The 17,978-nt window shown below is 44.4% G+C and carries 14 protein-coding genes; 11 read left to right on the top strand and 3 right to left on the bottom strand.

From position 1 onward, the window contains the following. The first annotated feature begins 84 nt into the window (after positions 1-84). From PY479_RS11695 to PY479_RS11655, 9 genes are all read left to right on the top strand, one after another. Positions 85-1,656 carry a DUF3696 domain-containing protein gene (locus PY479_RS11695; protein WP_275483866.1) on the top strand — a complete coding sequence of 524 codons (1,572 nt, stop codon included), beginning with the start codon at positions 85-87 and terminating at the stop codon, positions 1,654-1,656. Next, positions 1,656-2,552: a hypothetical protein gene (locus PY479_RS11690; protein WP_275483865.1), complete on the top strand. Its 897-nt coding sequence runs from the start codon at positions 1,656-1,658 to the stop codon at positions 2,550-2,552. Before PY479_RS11695 ends, PY479_RS11690 begins: the two co-directional genes overlap by 1 nt. A 16-nt stretch (positions 2,553-2,568) precedes the next feature. Next, positions 2,569-4,626: a protein kinase gene (locus PY479_RS11685; RefSeq protein ID WP_275483864.1), complete on the top strand. Its 2,058-nt coding sequence runs from the start codon at positions 2,569-2,571 to the stop codon at positions 4,624-4,626. Beyond that, the gene (locus tag PY479_RS11680; protein ID WP_275483863.1) at positions 4,614-5,426 is read left to right on the top strand and encodes a protein kinase; all 813 of its coding nucleotides are present in this window, start codon (positions 4,614-4,616) and stop codon (positions 5,424-5,426) included. Before PY479_RS11685 ends, PY479_RS11680 begins: the two co-directional genes overlap by 13 nt. A 20-nt stretch (positions 5,427-5,446) precedes the next feature. Beyond that, complete coding sequence (locus PY479_RS11675) at positions 5,447-8,491, top strand: AAA domain-containing protein (RefSeq protein ID WP_275483862.1); 3,045 nt, start codon at positions 5,447-5,449, stop codon at positions 8,489-8,491. Further along, a complete protein-coding gene (locus tag PY479_RS11670) occupies positions 8,484-9,713 on the top strand; it encodes a hypothetical protein (RefSeq protein ID WP_275483861.1) in 1,230 nt (409 codons plus the stop codon). Before PY479_RS11675 ends, PY479_RS11670 begins: the two co-directional genes overlap by 8 nt. Next, positions 9,713-10,978, top strand: coding sequence for a hypothetical protein (locus PY479_RS11665; protein ID WP_275483860.1), 1,266 nt, complete (start codon positions 9,713-9,715; stop codon positions 10,976-10,978). The genes PY479_RS11670 and PY479_RS11665 overlap by 1 nt, the downstream gene beginning before the upstream one ends. A 467-nt stretch (positions 10,979-11,445) precedes the next feature. After that, on the top strand, positions 11,446-12,678 hold the full coding sequence (locus PY479_RS11660) for a site-specific integrase (protein ID WP_275483859.1): 1,233 nt from the start codon (positions 11,446-11,448) through the stop codon (positions 12,676-12,678). Positions 12,679-13,025: 347 nt separating this feature from the next. Beyond that, positions 13,026-13,565: a hypothetical protein gene (locus PY479_RS11655; RefSeq protein WP_275483858.1), complete on the top strand. Its 540-nt coding sequence runs from the start codon at positions 13,026-13,028 to the stop codon at positions 13,563-13,565. A gap of 27 nt (positions 13,566-13,592) precedes the next feature. On the opposite strand, the gene PY479_RS11650 is transcribed toward PY479_RS11655, so the two are convergent. Beyond that, positions 13,593-13,808, bottom strand: coding sequence for an SHOCT domain-containing protein (locus PY479_RS11650; RefSeq protein WP_275483857.1), 216 nt, complete (start codon positions 13,806-13,808; stop codon positions 13,593-13,595). Between the two features lie 786 nt (positions 13,809-14,594). Between PY479_RS11650 and PY479_RS11645 the strand changes: the two genes are divergently transcribed. Further along, positions 14,595-15,155, top strand: a complete 561-nt coding sequence (locus PY479_RS11645; protein ID WP_275483856.1) for a cytochrome c — start codon at positions 14,595-14,597, stop codon at positions 15,153-15,155. A gap of 235 nt (positions 15,156-15,390) precedes the next feature. Here the strand turns inward: PY479_RS11645 and PY479_RS11640 are convergent, their stop codons facing one another. Then, a complete protein-coding gene (locus tag PY479_RS11640; protein ID WP_275483855.1) occupies positions 15,391-15,813 on the bottom strand; it encodes a hypothetical protein in 423 nt (140 codons plus the stop codon). Between the two features lie 240 nt (positions 15,814-16,053). Here PY479_RS11640 and PY479_RS11635 point away from each other — a divergent pair, with 240 nt between their 5' ends. After that, a complete protein-coding gene (locus PY479_RS11635) occupies positions 16,054-17,076 on the top strand; it encodes a DUF4382 domain-containing protein (RefSeq protein WP_275483854.1) in 1,023 nt (340 codons plus the stop codon). Between the two features lie 89 nt (positions 17,077-17,165). Here PY479_RS11635 and PY479_RS11630 read toward each other — a convergent pair. After that, the coding region (locus PY479_RS11630; RefSeq protein ID WP_275483853.1) for an efflux RND transporter permease subunit at positions 17,166-17,978 on the bottom strand (813 nt) is incomplete at its 5' end.

The following is a 17,978-nucleotide window of genomic DNA, read 5'->3' as shown; positions in this document are numbered from 1 at the left end:
CATTAACAGGGTGTGACGCTGCACATTTATTTATCAAACACTAAATGATAACTTCATAAATTATAAGTGTTATTTCGGTGTTGTATGAGAATAGCTCAGCTGGCATTAACCAACTTCCGTGCGTTTAAAGCCACTCAAACCCTACCATTTGCGCCGGTCACATTGCTGTTTGGTGCTAACAGTGTCGGTAAAAGCAGTGTATTGCTGGCACTGTTTTACTTACAAGAAATCCTCACACAAGGCGATTGCAGTCCCAAACGTATTAAGGCGCTGGGCAGTAAATATGTGGGTGGCTTTGGTTCGTTAGTGCATGGCAAAGATCTTAATAATGCCATTGTGCTTAATGTGCGCTATGACAAACCAACGTCAGAGTCGGGCAGCAGTTACCAGCAAACCGCGCAGTTTATTGAAGAACTGCTTGGGCAGCGCCATGCCTCCCAGTCGTCATATCTCACTATTTCTAGCCCAAGTGAATGGGCCAACAGTGTCAATATTGAGTTAGAAATTCGCTGGCATGCCAGTAGTCAAAGTGCTTACGTTGCGCGTTATAGCGTGTGGGCTGATGACTTGTTTATTGCCGAAGCGGTAAGTGATGAACCCAACCAAAATGCAGCAGTGCAGCTGATCAATTATCAACATCCACTGTTGCGCTGTGATGCTGAGACCGCGAACAATGTCAGCCAAGGCGAAATATTTCAGCAGTGGTTGTTGGAGGCTGGCACCTCGATACCTCAGCCAGTGAGTTGCCCCTATACCCAAAGTGAATATACCCATTCGTTGTTTGAGTTTGAATCGCGCTGCGGCGCTTTGCCAAAACTGGGGACAACCTTATCCACCAGCTTAGAATCAGATTCACCATTAAATACTGCGCGGCTTAATGAGGTGCTGAGTGATCTGTTTGTGGCACCGCTTGATAACTTGACCAAGTTACTCAATGACAGCTTGTCGATCGGCCCATTGCGACGCATTCCCGACCGTTATTATGGTTCTGATGATTATATTCAACAGATGGATTGGTACAGCGGCGAGGCCAGTTGGGATGCGATTCAACATGCAGATGATCGGTTAATCAGTGAGTGTAACCACTGGCTTGGCGACGAGCATTTAGCTTTGGGAATGGCGCTCGCCAAAAAGCATCCATCTGACCAAGAGCACTTCAGTTTGAATGGGCAACCATTAGCGGCACCGTTGCTACCGAGTACCGATAAAGTTGTGCTGTGGGACGTGCATCATCACATTGAAGTGACCCCTGCAGATGTCGGTGCCGGTGTCGCGCAAATCTTCCCATTAGTCATTGCAGCTACCCAGCCCCGTAAAGGCATAGTGTGTTGCGAGCAGCCAGAGCTGCACGTACATCCCAAGGTGCAAGTAGCCATTGGTGATTTGTTAACGCAATGCCAAGCAGGTAACCAGTTTTTAATTGAAACCCATAGTGAACATCTGGTGTTGCGGTTATTGCGGCGTATTCGTGAAAGTGAACAGCAGCAGTTGCCATCGGGTTATACACCATTAACTCCAGCAGATATTTCGCTGTTGTATCTGGAATCCAGCGACGAAGGTACGCAGGTGATCAACACGCAGATCACCTCAGATGGAGATTTAGCCAATGATTGGCCCAATGGCTTTTTTGAGGAGCGTGACGAGGAGTTGTTCTAGTGTTCAAGGAGATTGCGCTCGACCCTCAATGTATGGCTGAATTTGAATATTATGGCCTGCTCAAAAATAGCTTTGGCCCCGAACGAGGACGCTATCTTATCGCGCCGCTACGAGAGTGGGTGCAGGCCGCTGTGCGGGCATTAAAAGCTTCCAATATCTCTCCTGTTAAGCGTAAGTCAGTCAGTAATTTTCTGAATAAACTACAGCGAGATAAGCGCAACCTGTACTTTTTGCTACCGAAAGATCGTCAAAGTGTTGCAACCGATGGCTTTGAACCATGGCGCCAGTGGTTGGTATGCCAGCAACACATGCGACCCTTTGCCGCGGTGGTGAGTGAACAACCGATTGATTGTGGCCTCAACTTTCTTGCTTTGCTGGATGACGAAACTTGTTGGCCGGTTTCGCCGACGATTCAGGTTGAACGACAAGTTGCCAGTATTGCTGTCGCCTTACTGCCGCTGTGGTATTTGGCGAAGGAGGTGGTCATTATCGATGCTTATTTCCGTTTTGCAATGAATCCTCTGTTACAACAATTAGTCAGAGATATGGCGCGTTATCAGTCGGTAGGTACGCTGACCATTGTGACTACTATGGAAACTGCGAACCTTGAGCAAGTGTATCAACGTGAATTTTCCAGCAAACACGCTTCACTTCCTGCCATCAACTTAATTACCGCCCCTAAAGGATACTTTCATGACCGCTATATGCTGACCAATGTGGGTAGCATTAAGGCGGGGCATGGTTTCAGTGTGGATGTTGAAAAAGGTGTGCAGGCGGACAAATTGAGTTTGAGTTTATGCGGTGAGAGCGAAAGTGCAGATGCCCACCAGCATCTGCACTCTTTGCTACAACGTCAGCTAGTGCAGCAATGGCAGTGGCCCGCAATGCAAAATTAGGAGTTGTAACGCGAGCATGGAATTACATTTTAAGGATATTTCCGGTAAAGACAGTGTGGGAGATTTCACCTGGATTCACCAAAGTGGCCGCCAAGCAGTGTTAATCGATATGGTGTCTGCAGGTGAGGTTCGAGCCGGTTTAGAAGCTATTAAGTTGTGGTTAGTTGAGCAGCAATCTACAGAAGTATTTACTGTTACTGCACTGTTAGCGGCGCTTCACACCATTTTGCTTGAACATAGAGCACAAGCTGCTTGTGCGGTGTTGACGGCATTACCGCATCACCAATACGAGTGCTACTCGGTGGGAAACCTGCGTTTTTATCGTGTTGATGAGCAAGTACGGCCCATAAATGGGCAATCTTTTGAAGTGCAGCCTTCGCAAGTTTTGGGGCAGGTACAGTTCCCATCAGCGCAATATCAACGATTTGATGCCACTGAAAAAGGTCTGTTTCTGGTCACATCCGACGGATTAAATGATAGCCGACTCCAACAAGCTCAACTGAGCGCTGAGAAGTTGAAAGCGGGAAACCTGTACCAAGCGTTTCTCCCCGCGGTGCAGGAGCAAGATTGGTCGATTTTGATGTTTCCGATGTCTACTACGCAGACCTTTGTGGATTCGCACTGGCCATATAATCCCTTTGTTGGACCGCAAGAAGAGCGCGAACATGAGCGTCGAGCACTGGGTGAATTGGCAACGGCTTTATTTGCCGTACCGCAATTTAATGGTTTTCGCATTGTGGCTTGTCCGCCGCTTCTGACTGCCAATAGATCGCGTCTTTTTGATGGCCTGTTGGTATATCCTTTTGGGGTGATGCCATTGGAACTTAAAGATCACCATGGGCATATCACTCTCAACATCGATAGCCGCAACGGCATGCAAGTGAATAATGACCTTGGCTGCACAAGCTTTGCTAATCCAGTGCATAAGCTGAGGGAAGGTTTACGGCCATTTGCCGATCACTCATTACTCAAACCCTTAGACCCAATGCTCAAAAATGCTGCAGCTGTAGTGTTTACTTCGGCAAACGCTGAGGTGGAGTGTATTTATAATGGTGGGTCATTTGCGTTGCCATTTACTCAGGCGGGTGAGGTGATGGTAGCTTCAACGGCGACCTTCACCGCCATGTTATTGAAGCACTGTAAAGCGCGCTTTGGCAAAAAGCTTACGGCAAGATTGATAGAAGCAGATATTAATCGGCTGGTGGCACAATTCAGTGAACCTACCTCGGCAACGCCAGTAGATGAATATATCTGGATAGACGATTATCAATGCGGTACTCAACCTCTGCCAGCTGAGAGCACCGACTATTACCAAGTTTATCCCGGTAAGGATTATGATACTCCCATTTGGGTGAAAGCATTTAAATTTGATCATCTAAGTTCGGTTCATCGTCAGAGTGAGATGCAGATGATTGGCCGTGAAGCGCGCATTCTCAATCGGTTAGGTAAAACAACTGGGGTGCAGTACTGCTACGGCAAGCATGCGACTGACGATAAGCTTTATATATTTCTTGAGGCGGCGCCACAGCAGAACTTAACGGCTTGGTTGCAGAGCAATCCTACTCGCGAGGCGCGGCTTAATTTATTGCTGAGTGTATGCAGGATCTTGGCTGAAATTCAGCAGATACAAGGGCCGGCAGTTATTCATCGCGCTATTAACCCCAACAATATCAGAGTAAAAGCGGATAACTCGCCGTTATTGATTAACTTTGAATTATGTCAGTTTGAATCGGTTGCGACCTTGCCAATTACGGCGCGGCGCACCTTTGAGCAGAAGTATCAAGCCCCGGAGGTTAACCAACCTGGGCAGACACTTACCTTCGCGGCTGATATCTACAGTGTCGGGTTGCTAGCCTGCTTATTGTTAGCTGATGTGTTGCCATTTAACGAGTCAGCCAAAGAGCTGTTAGCCAAAGGGCGTCGCCAACAATTTTGGGGGCAATTATGCGTATCGCTGGGGATTGAGGCCAATGCCAACAATGTCGAATTTTGGCAGCGTATTTTACATATTACCCCTGAATATCGCCCCACTATCACCCAAACCATAGAGGCTGTTAAAACATGGATGGTTTAGTCTGTGCCCCAAATATTAACTATCGCATTGAGCAGGTGCTTTATTGTAACGATGTTACTAAGCGACAGTTTTATAAGGTGAAAAACATTGAACTTGGCATGTTCTACGGTTTGAAAGTGATTGAGATAGATGATTTTCAAGCGGCAAAACAAGTTAAAAATGAAGTAACCGCATTAAATCGTTTGCCCTTTGGGATGGCACCTAAATGTTTGCAATATTGGGTACAGGGTAAGCAGCATTATTTACTATTGGATTGGATTGAAGGTAATCCAATATCCGCACTTTATCAGCAGCGACCACAATCGGGGATGGAAGAGAAACAGCGGTTGTTGGTGGCGCAAAAGCTTACTCAGAGAGTTGCAGATATTCATCGCGTTCGTATGCTACATCGAGACATTAAACCTGAAAACGTGATTGTGAGGATGCAGGGCAATAATGTGCAGGATGTTTTGCTGATTGATTTTGGTTTAGCTAACCAGCAGCGAGCAGTAGAAGAAGGTACTCCATTTTACCAAGCACCAGAGCAAAGCCTGAGCAGACATATCAGACTGTCGGAAGGTGTCGATGTTTTTAGTGTTTGCCAAACCATCCATTTCCTTATAACCGGTCATCCACTGCAATTGAGCCCTAATTTCACAAATGATGACTGGAGTCAGCCTTTAGCCCATTCGTTGTCGGCAAGTGGTATCTCTGCTCCATTGACAACATTATTGGCAAAAGGGCTGGCGTTTGATCCCAATAAACGTTTGAAGCAAGCTGCTACCCTGAATAATGAACTGCGTCAATTGTTGCGTAGATAAGCTACAAGGAAGTATTGATTATGACGATCGCTAATACCTCTGTGCCGTTTTGGCCGGAAGATAAAATCGCAAAATATGACATTGAATTACCGTTACTCATTCAGGCCAATAAAAGCTATTTAGATCAGGGTTGGCCAGCGAATGGGCCGAGCCAAGATGATGTGTTTCGTCAGCTCCGAAAAGTTGAGCGGGTGTGGGTGAGTGTTTATCGTCCGAAAGATAAGGATGGTATTTCCCTTACTTTTTTGGCAAGCAAATATAAAGTTACCGCCAAGGCGAGATTAAGCAATGACAAGCCGAGATTATGGCTCGGTCATATCAGTTTCGCTAATCACCAAGACCAAGCGCGCATGTTGCAAAGTGGAGCCCAAGCTTCAATCCGGGGGTTGTTATTGATCTCCGGTCGTGAATTTGGCGAGGGGTTAGAACAGCGGGAGTTTAAATTTTCTTCTGGAGCTTATGTTACACATTTACTAGAAATTATTGATTCACCGTGGAATGTAAATGGTGAGCAGACGTCTCCTGACGAGTCTGTTGAGGAACTGGATGGCCAGGAAAGCGAACTTATAGACGCGTTAAGAGCTTTCGTTAATGCTGAATACGAATTAGAGCAGCGTGCCGCGTTGCAGGAGCCTCCTTTCAATGCGTTTGCGATCAAATCCGTAAGCCAAAAAACTTCATATCGTCTGCATTACGAGATGCAATTTGATGAAGCAGATTACGAGCGACTATTAGCGTTAAAACCCAGCTTATTGGTACAGTTATCTGAATTAGGCGTTCCGACAGAAGCCCTATTAGAAATCACAGATTTATCTCCAATAGATAATCAACCCATTATTCGTGTAAGCATTGAAAAACAGCTAGAACATGCACGTTTGCCAGAAACAGGCATGTTTGGTTTAGCCGCTATGCCAACGCTGAAAAATGTTCGTGAAGCGGTAATTGACGCGTTGGCTGAGCGGGAAACAGAGAACCCATGGTTATTGTCCGTTGCCGCAGGTACTTACGATGCCGCGCCGCTAAAGCCTATAAAGGTCCCACTGCCTGAAAGCAAATTTCCGCCAACAGCTTCACAGGTTAAAGCAATCAATAGTGGTGCAGGTACTGAAGATTACACTCTCGTGTTAGGTCCTCCAGGTACAGGAAAAACCACAGTTATCCTGCAATGGGTAAAATATTTCGCTGCTCAAGGCATGAGAGTGCTAGTCACATCGCAAAACAATAAAGCAGTCGATAACGTGCTAGAGCGATTAGCTGAAGAACAAGAGTTTGAATGTTTGCGCATCGGCAATGAAAACAAAATCAGCTCTTCATTAGAAGATATTACTCTCGACAACAAGGCGGTAAAACTTCAAAAAGAACTGTTTGATGGTGCAGATGCCATAATGAAGCGTTTAGCCGATCTGCAACAATCACTTGAGCATTTGCTGTCTCAGAAAGATGTCATGATGGAGAAGGTTGGGGAGCGTGATCGGGCCCGCACCATATATGCTGAACTTTCTGCTGAAAAAGAGCATTTACAATGCAAATTACCGCAGTACGAATCTATTGCTTGTCGCTATGAAGCTCGCGCTGATGAAATAAGAACTGCGATTAGATACAAAAATCGTCCTAAATGGTTTGTGCTGCAGTTCGTAGCTGACTGGTTGCATGAACGACAACTTAATTCTCTTGAGGAACAACTATCACAAACAAAAGCCAGTTTAGTGTCGGCGCTACATACCATTGAACAAAAGAAGCTGGCAATTGAACATAATGAGCGCAAGCTTCAGTTTGTCGCAGAAGAGCTCGCGAAAGTTGAAAGTGATATAGGGCAATGGCAATTAGAGTTTGATGTCATTGTTCCGCAGTTCAACTTTATTAAGCCTCATGTGGAGCTGGAAATAACGTCAATTCAAGGTATTGAAGCTACCCTCGAAAAAGTGGAAGTTGTTCAGCAAGAGTTGTTCCAATGGTTTGAAAAATTGCGCAATGAGCGTCAACAGGCGCTTTATAAAATCTTGATGGAAAAAGTGAATGTAATCGGTGCTACCTGTATTGGCATTAACACTAAGTCCTTATTTAGAGAACTGGATTTTGATGTTGTGATTGTGGATGAATCGGGCCAAATACAACTTCACAATATCCTTGTCCCTCTATCACGTGCCAAAAAAGCGATATTGGTGGGCGATCACAAGCAATTGCCTCCTGTCGTCAGCGATGAAGTTCTGGAAGAAATCGAAGCCCAAGGCTTTGAGGACTATCAGCCGCTTTACCAGTTAAGTTGGTTTGAGCATTTGTGGAACGCCGCGCCTGATGACCACAAGATAATGTTGGATACGCAGTTTAGATGCCCGGCTATTATTAGTGATTTTGTTTCTGAAGCTTTTTATGGTGGACGTTATTTCGCTGGAGTAGGAATGGATAAGAAACAACCATTGTTTGCGTTCTGCCCGCAACCAATGGTGTGGTTAGATATTTGCAAAATGCCAAAGAAAAGAGAAAGCAGTGTCATACAAGACGGGCGCACAGTGGTGCAGGATAACCCTTGTGAAACGGCGTTAGTTCTTTCGGTTTTGGAGCAAGCAATTATTGAACAACCTGAACTCGCTATCAATCGAGAAATCGGTGTTATCGTGCCTTATGCCAACCACGTGAAGGCGATTCAAAAAGCAATTAAGCGCGCGCAAAAGCAAGGCAAACTGAAAGAGTTATCTATGCCTCTGAATGAATTGGTGGCCTCTGTTGATAGTTTCCAGGGACAAGAGCGTGATCTGATTATCTTTACTTTCACTCGTTCAAATAATCGCGGCAATGTGGGCTTTTTAGCTGATTGGCGCCGTTTGAATGTTGCTCAAACTCGGGCGAAGAAGCAGTTAGTGATGATAGGTGATTCAGAGACCTTAACCAAAGGCGCTGAACGAGACGATGCGAGGGATAAAGAATTTAAGCAGGCCATGTGTTTGCTTAAGAGTACTTTGTCTCAGTCCGGCGCATTGTTAAATGCCTCACCCATTTTTGGGGCGAAAACGACTGCGAAACCAGAGATAATCGCCAATCACTCGGAGGCAGCAGTACATGGCTAATCAAAATAGAAAAAAGGATCACAAACGTTCCTTCGCGATATTGGATAGCTATCGCAATATATTGAATAATAATCTAAAACCAGATGAAAATATTTTTTATGCGCGTGAATGTTTATTGCCAATGCTCGATGTAAAAATGTTGGTGAAGGAACGTAGTCGTGAAGAATTGAGTGATGTTGATTTAATTCTATTTAAATTAATTAAACAGGGGATCAATTCTGTTGCATCAGTTGCCTTGCTAACCGGATTGGCTGAAAAACAAGTGCAGAAAAAGTTTCATGAGATGATTGGTCGGTCATTTATAAGCGTTGAAAATGAGCTGGTGGCACTGACTGAACTTGGTGAAGAAACATTGCGGGAAGGGGTTCCAATCAAACAGGTTCAGCGTTCATATCGTTACTGCGCAGTGAGTGAACGTTTATTGCCAAGAAGTGCCTATGATTTACCATTCATTCCTTTGGATGATCTGCGTAACGATGATGTTAAGCCCATTCACTTCCAACACGTTTTAACAGAAAAAAAATTAGTGAATCTAGCAGGGTTAGACTTCTCGACTATTGAGGACAAGCGGGCTTATAACATCACCGATGAGGCAATATCGTTTGAGGAGGTGAAGGGCTATATCTCCGGCTATTTACAGGCAAAACTATTTATCATTGGTGATCATCAACCCACCAGCGCGTTAGTGTCTTTTGGAAGCCAGTATCTTGAATATGATTTGCCACAGATCTTAGAGATGATGGTGCCGCTTAATTCCAATCTTATGCAGACCAAATTGAAAGAAGCACACCAACAATTTTTACTAGAGTTCGACAACATTGAGTGGGATGCTTTAGGACTCCCAGTACTGTATGTCGATAAAGCACCGTTAGAGTGGCTAAGTAAAAGTCTCGAGTCGGGCATTCCGGCTATTTTACTCTGTGGTACGGACCAGTATCACCCTAAACCAGTTAGTTTACCTAAGTTGCAGGGTTATACCTGCCGCTATTACTTAACCTCGTCCTCTCAGCAACAAGATGCTGATCAATTACAAGCCTTCGCACAAGATTGCGATGGTTACTTTAAAGTCCCATTTCCACAACGCCCATTTAAAAGTGTTCAGGAGTTTATTGGTGCGAAGTACCGAGAAGATGAACTGTCGAGGTTATGGAAACTCACCGAAGAATATCAGATAAAGCGTTTGAGGCATTGTTTGCCGCCACTAGCTGAAGGAGTGGAGTGATGGCTTTATATCAATGGCATGGATGGGGCATTTTGCCGTTATTCATTACTAAGTCGGTACTCAAAAAGGCTTTGAAACTGCAACCTTGGCAACAGTGGAGTATGTCTCTTTCCGAACAGGATATTAAAGACCGTCGTCGATTTTTCTCACGATTAGGGGCTCAGTTATTTTGTCCTTTAAGTGGAGGGCGTTATGAACTTAATCTTGCCAATACTCCAGTAGGACCGCTAACGCTCAATGCTAATGAGATGACAATTAAGCTTGATGCATTAACAATCATTGCTTTTGAAGAGATAACCTTGCTGTATATCCATATGCACAGCAATGATGAGTATGGTGCTGAACAATTGGCTGCCATAAATCGAATGGCGTTTGCTTGGGAGCCAAGAATGTTGAACCATTCAGTGAGTGATTGGACGGATCAACATGGTTTAAGTAAGTCTTTGAAGCAACATATCAGTGAGTTGCTTGGCATCAACTTTGATGTTGAGCGTGGTTATGGTGATGATGTTTTTGGCCATGAATTAGCCAACTGTAGTTGGTTAAAACAAATTAAAGCCTCTTCCCATCAACCTCCTTGCGTCAGTGAGCTAAGTGCAGGCATCGATATCAGCAATCCTCGTTATCAGTTGGCTGATATCGAGTTGCAACGCTTAAAGCAACAACAGTTTAGTTATTGGAATGATTGGCGTTGTCAGCTCAATTTAGGACGACTGGTTTTTGTTGATGACACCCCAACTGACAGTTCGCCATTGGCTTTCAATCTAAAACAGTCCCAATACTATTTGGATCTGTTTGCGTTAGTGCTATTGCAAAAGCTAATGCTGGGATATTTCAAAGAACAATTGGTGCTGGCCAATGCTAAACAACGGGTAAAGTTATTTAAGAAAATTGAGCTATTTAGAAGAAAGTACAAGGTCTCGCTTATTTCTACTTATCCATTTGCCAATAAACTTTACAACTATTTTTGCCAGCAGAGTGACCTCGATTCTCTAGAAGAGAAGATATTTACCGAACTAGAGTACAGTCATTCATTGTGGCGAGAAGCGCAGGATGCAACTGCAAATAGTGTTATGTTGTTTATATCTCTCATTGCTTCGATCTTGTTACCAGCTAGCTCCGTAGCTGCCATTTTTGCTTTATCAGATGCTCAAATGAATGAGAAATTTTGGGGAATTTCAGCATTATTCACGGTCATTACTTTGATGGTGATTATAGTTCCACTGATAAAGCGAAAGCTTATGTCCGTAAAGGATGGTATTTAAAGGTATGATAGCTGCTTATGTGATTGTCTCTATTCGTGCCAGTGCTTTATCAGGTACTTAGGCGATCCCAAATGCGAAGTTATAGCGAGCATGAAGTGCGGTAGGTTCCATTCATCCATGTGTTATCAGGTTAATGGTGGATTATTTGCTACCAAAAAAGATGAAAGACAAGCTGTCTGAAATGGCTTGATTAATAAGTGGCGTGTGTAACTCTGTGTATAACTAATAGCAAAAAGGCCAGTCGCGATGACTGGCCTTTTCTTAAAATACAATATGTTACTGAACCAATATCAGTTCATGCCGTACGAAACAATGTGGTGTTTTGGCTGGTTTTTGGTTGTTTTGGTTTGTTGTTATAACACTATGAAATATAATAAAAATTAATCATTTTTGTCTTCATTTGTCTTGAGTTGTTTTCGGTCTTATAATTATCTCGGGGTACATATGGGGGTACATGGAATCGTTTCATGTACCCCAGAAATGAGGTCCAGATGGGTAAGCTATACGATAAACATTTAAAAGTGCTTTTAGGCAAATCTCAGGATAATGTGAAGACACTTTCAGATGGTGATGGTTTAGGGGCTAGGGTTTCGATTCAGGGTAAAATCCGCTGGCAATTTCGCTATAAAATCGATGGCAGTAATAAGCGGCTAGATTTAGGTGATTACCCAGAGGTCTCTTTAGTTAAAGCGAGAGACTTAACGCAGCAATGCCGGACATGGTTAGCTGATGGCTATGATCCTAAGCTGCAGCGTGACGTTGAGCGACAAGCCACGCTAAAGCCCGTTACCGTAAAAGATGCTTTGGAATATTGGCTCGTAAATTATGCTGAGGAAAACCGAGTTAACGCTGAAAGGCATCGGGCCCAGTTTGTGAAGCACATTTATCCCTATATTGGTCGTCTACCTTTAGATCAAACAGAAACTCGTCATTGGTTAGAGTGTTTTGACCGTATTAGAAGTGGGATCCCTGGTAAGCAACGACCAGCACCGGTAGCCACCGGTTACGTATTTCAGAACGCTAAACAGGCATTAAGATTTTGCCGAGTACGTCGATATGCTATTAGTCGTGAATTGGATGATCTCACTATCCCAGACGTTGGCAGCAAGCAACGTCGAAAGGACCGCGTACTTTCAGACTCAGAATTTAATGATGTACTAATCCACATACAAAGCCGCAAATGTAATCGCTACTATGCCGATTTGATTTGGTTGCTGGTGGTCTTTGGTGCCAGATCACAGGAAGTTCGTTGCTCGACTTGGGACGAGTGGGATTTTGAGAAAGGGCTTTGGACGGTTCCCAGAGAGAACAGCAAAACGTCAGAGGTAATCCTTCGACCTATCCCAGATGCTCTTCGACCTTGGCTACTAAGGCTTAAGGCTCGAAACCAAAAAGGGGGATATCTGCTGGGGGAATATAAAAACCCAGAAGCGGTGAGTGCTTTTGGCGGTAACGTATGGAAGCGTTTAAACCACAAAGAAAAGTGGACGCTGCATGACCTACGGCGAACACTGGCCACTCGCTTAAATGACTTAGGTGTTTTACCGCACGTAGTTGAGCATCTGCTTGGTCATACGGTTAGTGGTGTTGCAGGTATATATAACCGCAGCCAATATATGAATGAAAAGCGTGCAGCATTGGATATGTGGTTAAGAACTATTTCACCTGACAGCTGGGATGGTTACCGGGCTTTTGGCTGAATTAGGTACATTTAGGCTTGGCACAACACTGTCCGGTAATGGAGTAAAAGTAAATATACTCACTATTTTCTTTTTTTCATGAATGGGTAATTTAATGCCCCGCTATAGATGTGTGGACTCATCTCCTCTCGAAGCATGTGAATTAGTTTCAAATGAAAAATATGGGTTGAATTGGCTCATCAATTTAACTGTTAGCGTTTTTCTGGATTTTTGCTGAAACAAATGTGCCTGATTCCGCACTAGCAATGTGAGATAGGTCTGACTCCTCCATCGCAACATTGACCAAATTTTCTTAATGCTACAGAGTTGTTAACATCTACTTCCCAGAAGTAACTAAAGGCCTTTCAGTGACAAAGTTTTTAGCCATTTGCTCCATTTTTGCGCTAACCCTTGTTTCAGTATCTGCGCATGCCGATGAGTTCCCCAATAAACAAACTTGGGGGGTGGTGTCATCTCTTCAAGGTAAGTGGCAAGGTGAAGGTTCGGGGTTTGGCCAAAAATCTCAAGTACAGCATAAATGGGAATTTGTGCTGGATAAAAAATTCATTCGACTCAAGACAATATCAGTGGGCACTAATGCGCAGGGACAGTCTGAACAGCATGAAGATGTTGGATATATAAGTTGGAGCGAATCGGAGGGTGTTTTACGATTTCACCAATTTCTTAGCGAAGGTTTTGTGAATACATTCATCGTTAAAGCCACGGAGCTACCAGAGGTTGGAATTGATTTTATTCCAGAAAACACTGAAGGTATGCCAACGCTAAATGTTGGTATGACCCTCAGGTTTATCAGTGATACTTCATATGAGATGGTGTTGGCGATGGGAAAAAAAGGAAGCGAGTTGAAAGCTTGCCAGAGCATGAAAATGACCAAAGTATCAGATTAATGGTGGCGCTTGCGACGTAGATGGGCTTCACAGATTACGCTTTATCTCATCTAATTCTTCTTTGGTAATTTCACCTTTGGCATAACGCTTTTTGGCAATGTCTAAAGGTGTTTCTTCGGACGTATTAGAACGATAGCTTTTGGCAGAGAACAGAAGCCAAACAATGCTACCTATGATTGCCACCCAAATGATTATCATGAAGATATGACTAAACCCAAAACCATAACCGTATAATCCGTTCATAAGTCACCTCGAAATTCTGCTTACGGCCTTCGTATTACTTTATCTATATTTCAGCAAATAATTGCCGATCAGGTGTGTTAAAAAGCTATTTATTTATGTCAATTTTTGAATAACCGCCTGGGTGACACATTTAGCCATATTATTAGCCATCGGTTTGCGTGTGTTAGCGAGGAGTCGCTGGATCTTTTCATGAGTCTTTGTTAGTGTAATTGATAACTATTATCAAATAACTCATTTATATCCCTCAAAAATGCGAAAAAATGGCGTCTTTTGTTGGCTAATAGGGATTTTGCTAATGGCTTTTGTAAGCCAGTCCTTGGCATATGGATCTGAGCCGTACCACATGATGTTACAGGATCATGAACAAAAGTTTTGTGACTCGCCTGATCACGAACATACAGCACAGATCCCTCTGTGTTGCAAAGTAAAAACTCATTGTTTTTCATGTCATTTCACAGCGATTGCCATTGACCATCATTTGAGTATCGGGGGGCTGGCGATAAGTACTGACGCTATCATCACACCTTTAAACATCAACACTCACTATTTAGTTTTTCCTAATTTTCGCCCACCGATTTTTGCTTAACGCAGAATAGTTGCGCCTGAAATTTGTGTTACCTGAGTTTCCTTGGGTAGCAATGCCTTTAGCGCGACACGTTTTGTGCCATCTCAAAATTCAACTACTCTTTTATTTTTAACTGATCTGATGCTGGATCATTGGTGTGTAGACGCTTCACCGCTGTCAATGCAGTCGCTGATAACACAGTACAAACTGGTTTCGACAAAATGAACTTTATAAAACATTACGCACTGATTTTTATGTTATCCCTCGTGGTCCTTGGCCTCATAGGGGCCGGGGTAATCTACTCTGGCTTCTATAACATTGGCGCAGATGAACCTCATATACAGCCAGTGTATGAAGCCTTAAATGTGTTACGCCAACGCTCTATTGAGCAACATGCTAAAGGGATTAGGGTTCCTAATTTGGATGACCCTGAACTTATCTTAAAGGGTGCTGGTCAATATGCCGCTATGTGTACAGAATGCCATCTTGCCCCCGATATGACCCATTCAGAAATACGTCCAGGGCTCTATCCTCAGCCTCCTAATCTGTCGCTTCACCGCGTTGCACCCAATGAGGCTTTTTGGGTGATTAAACATGGCATAAAAATGAGTGCAATGCCTGCCTGGGGATTTAACCATGATGATCCTACCATCTGGAGCATGGTGGCATTCTTAATGAAACTCCCGGATTTAAGTCCTGCACAATATCGAGAGATGGTCGCTAAAGCACCGCCTGATGATGATATGGACGAAGAGAGTGATCATGAACATATGCACCGCTAGGGAACAGGAACTCAGATGAACAGACTCGTTGATTTTAAAATTTGGGCCTATGCAAACATATGATGGCTGGCTAATGAGGGTGGGATATTGGGTAGGCCGTATGTTGAAATGAAAGCAGCAGCGGCTCCGTATACCATAGAGGGCGTTCAGAATTCGGTGTAAGCTAATTGTGGCTGAATATCTAAGAGCACGTCTAGGCACCCTTCAAAGTACAGTATGCGGAGCCTACAGACTACTACTGATCATGATGTTGCATCTGTTCGTCATGCTCCATCATTTGTTCCATCATCATCTGCATGATACTCATTCGCTGCTCCATCATGTTCATGCGCTGACCCATATCCATGCCATTCATACCTTGATGTTGACTTTGGTCGCCGCCAGTTGATCCCATCATCATTTGCATGCCGTGTTGCATGGCCGCCATGTGTTGCATCAGCATCTGACTGCGCTTTTTGGGGTCCTTTTCGGCTTTAATATCCGTCATCATCGACTGCATATTTCCCATTTGCTTGTGCATGTCCTGCATTTGTTCGTTGCTCATTGGCCCCATCATCATGCCATTCTGCATCCCTTGACCAGCCATCGTACCGTTTGCTGCATATGCCCAACCGGTAAGCAAAGCAGACAAAACAAGCGTTGTAAGTAGTTTCTTCATGGTTTTCCTCCTAAGTGAGTGATGTGCGCCCACGTATAGGTAATAAGGATAGCAACAATCAGGCATTACGACGGATTTGTGTAATCGGTCACATATTAATCAGCTACATTTTTAAGGTTAATTTATTCTTAAGATTATTTTCATATTTAAATACATTGACACAAATCATTACATTTATTTACCTGTAACAAGATGATTTGACAGTGTACCCACCCTATTAAAGGGTTCTGGAGAAAGAAGATGATGTACCGCAACTGGTTATTTTTATCGGCCTGTGCACTACTAACCGCTTGTGGCGGCGGTGGTAGTAGCAGTAGTAATAACAGTGTTACCCCCACAACCCCCACCATTCCGGAACAAACCGGGTCTGTTACCGTCGCACTGACAGATTCACCGATGAGTGGCGTGACTACAGTAGGATTACAATTACACGAATTAGTAATGACCGATGCCTCTGGTGTTGAACATCGCTACTCACTGGGTGATATGAGTTTTAACCTGATGGATTATCAGGGCAGTGACAGTATCAATGTCGTTGATGGCCTGAGTATTCCCGTCGGTGATTACCATGATGTCTATATGACGGTGGTGCAAGGTGATGGCAACAATGGTTGCTACGTAGAAGACGGTCAGGGCATTCATGCGTTGCAGGTACAGGATGATGAACTGCCATTGATGGATTTCTCTGTTGCAGCTGATCAGCAATATAGCTTCACCATGGAAGTTGGGCTGTACATGGGGCTTAATCACGACAGCAACTATAATTACAGCCTCAGTCATGAAGGCAGCTGGTCCGTGAATAACATGTCAATGGGCCATCTGATGGGCAATGTGGACCCTCAGTGGATTGCAAGTTGTGAAAGTACTAATGCCGCCTTAACGCCCACCAGTGGCATGTTCAGCCATATGGCATACCTCTATCCTGATACCGTGACTAGTCTGGCGCAGATGGGCGATGTCTATGCTGCGCCAACCAATGGACGTGTGGCTCCGGTTGCGGTTGCGCCGATGCAACAAGATAGCGCGGGCAACTGGTATTTTGCGATGGGCTATCTGCCAGCCGGAACATATCGCGTAGGTTATAGCTGTTTGGGGGATTTGGATAATCCAACCACAGATGACACCACAAATGGCTCATTCACGATGTTTGCGGATGCTGGTTCAGTAACAATTGATCCTGGTACTACTGGTGGCACCCAAACAGTGATGCAGTGTGGCATGGTAAGTGGCGGCCACTATGGCATGATGGGTAATGGTGGTTGATTTGTATTGAGCAATAAAAACTCAGGTTAACAAGAAGGCCAGTCAGTAACCTACTGACTGGCCTTCTTTTAGTGCTAGATAATGTAAGCCTAACTCAATGTCTGAGGTAACTTACGACGATATATCAGCAGATATAGCGCTGGCAGTACAAACAAGGACAATACCGGTGCGGTGATCATGCCGCCAACCATAGGTGCAGCAATTTTCTGCATCACATCATTGCCGGAACCGGCCCCCCACATGATAGGTAACAAGCCAAAGAAGATGGTCGCCACCGTCATGGCTTTGGGGCGTACGCGCATTACCGCGCCTTCAATCAAGGCCGCTTTCAGGTCGCTGACACTTTGATACATACCATTGTCCTGACGATGCTTAATTGCATTGTCCAGATACACTAGCATCACCACCCCAAATTCTGCCGCCACACCGGCGAGCGCGATCATCCCCACCGCGACCGCAACAGACATGTTGTAATGAAGGGCATATAGCACCCAGGTACTGCCGACCAAGGCGAATGGCAGCGATAACATGATCATGCTTGCCTGTAATGCGGAGTTAAAGGTCAGCATCAACAGAATAAAGATCACGGCGAGCGCCATCGGAATAACCTGTTTTAACTTGTCGGCAACCCGCTGCATATATTCATACTGACCGGCAAAACTGTAGCTGTAACGCGGCGGCAGTTTCACATGGCTGGCCAGAATGGGCTTCACGGTGTTGATGTATTCACCGATAGACGTGCCACTGATATCCACAAATACCCAGGAGATCAGTCGTCCGTTTTCACTTTTGAGCATCGGCGCGCCGTCGGTGATTTCGATATCTGCAAGATTGCGCAGTGGCAGATAGTTACCGGATTTGGTGATGACCGGCAAATCGCGTAACTTTTCAATATTGTCACG

It is taken from the genome of Shewanella sp. A32 (assembly GCF_029167175.1).
Lineage (GTDB): Bacteria > Pseudomonadota > Gammaproteobacteria > Enterobacterales > Shewanellaceae > Shewanella > Shewanella yunxiaonensis.
This window is presented reverse-complemented; position numbering and strand designations above follow the sequence as displayed.

Excerpts from the sequence above, each read along its gene's own strand:
- PY479_RS11680 (WP_275483863.1), top strand. The coding sequence starts at position 4,614 with ATGGATGGTTTAGTCTGTGCCCCAAATATTAACTATCGCATTGAGCAG.
- PY479_RS11665 (WP_275483860.1), top strand. The coding sequence starts at position 9,713 with ATGGCTTTATATCAATGGCATGGATGGGGCATTTTGCCGTTATTCATT.
- PY479_RS11695 (WP_275483866.1), top strand. The coding sequence starts at position 85 with ATGAGAATAGCTCAGCTGGCATTAACCAACTTCCGTGCGTTTAAAGCC.
- PY479_RS11645 (WP_275483856.1), top strand. The coding sequence starts at position 14,595 with ATGAACTTTATAAAACATTACGCACTGATTTTTATGTTATCCCTCGTG.
- PY479_RS11675 (WP_275483862.1), top strand. The coding sequence starts at position 5,447 with ATGACGATCGCTAATACCTCTGTGCCGTTTTGGCCGGAAGATAAAATC.
- PY479_RS11650 (WP_275483857.1), bottom strand. The coding sequence starts at position 13,808 with ATGAACGGATTATACGGTTATGGTTTTGGGTTTAGTCATATCTTCATG.
- PY479_RS11660 (WP_275483859.1), top strand. The coding sequence starts at position 11,446 with ATGTACCCCAGAAATGAGGTCCAGATGGGTAAGCTATACGATAAACAT.
- PY479_RS11640 (WP_275483855.1), bottom strand. The coding sequence starts at position 15,813 with ATGAAGAAACTACTTACAACGCTTGTTTTGTCTGCTTTGCTTACCGGT.
- PY479_RS11685 (WP_275483864.1), top strand. The coding sequence starts at position 2,569 with ATGGAATTACATTTTAAGGATATTTCCGGTAAAGACAGTGTGGGAGAT.
- PY479_RS11635 (WP_275483854.1), top strand. The coding sequence starts at position 16,054 with ATGATGTACCGCAACTGGTTATTTTTATCGGCCTGTGCACTACTAACC.
- PY479_RS11670 (WP_275483861.1), top strand. The coding sequence starts at position 8,484 with ATGGCTAATCAAAATAGAAAAAAGGATCACAAACGTTCCTTCGCGATA.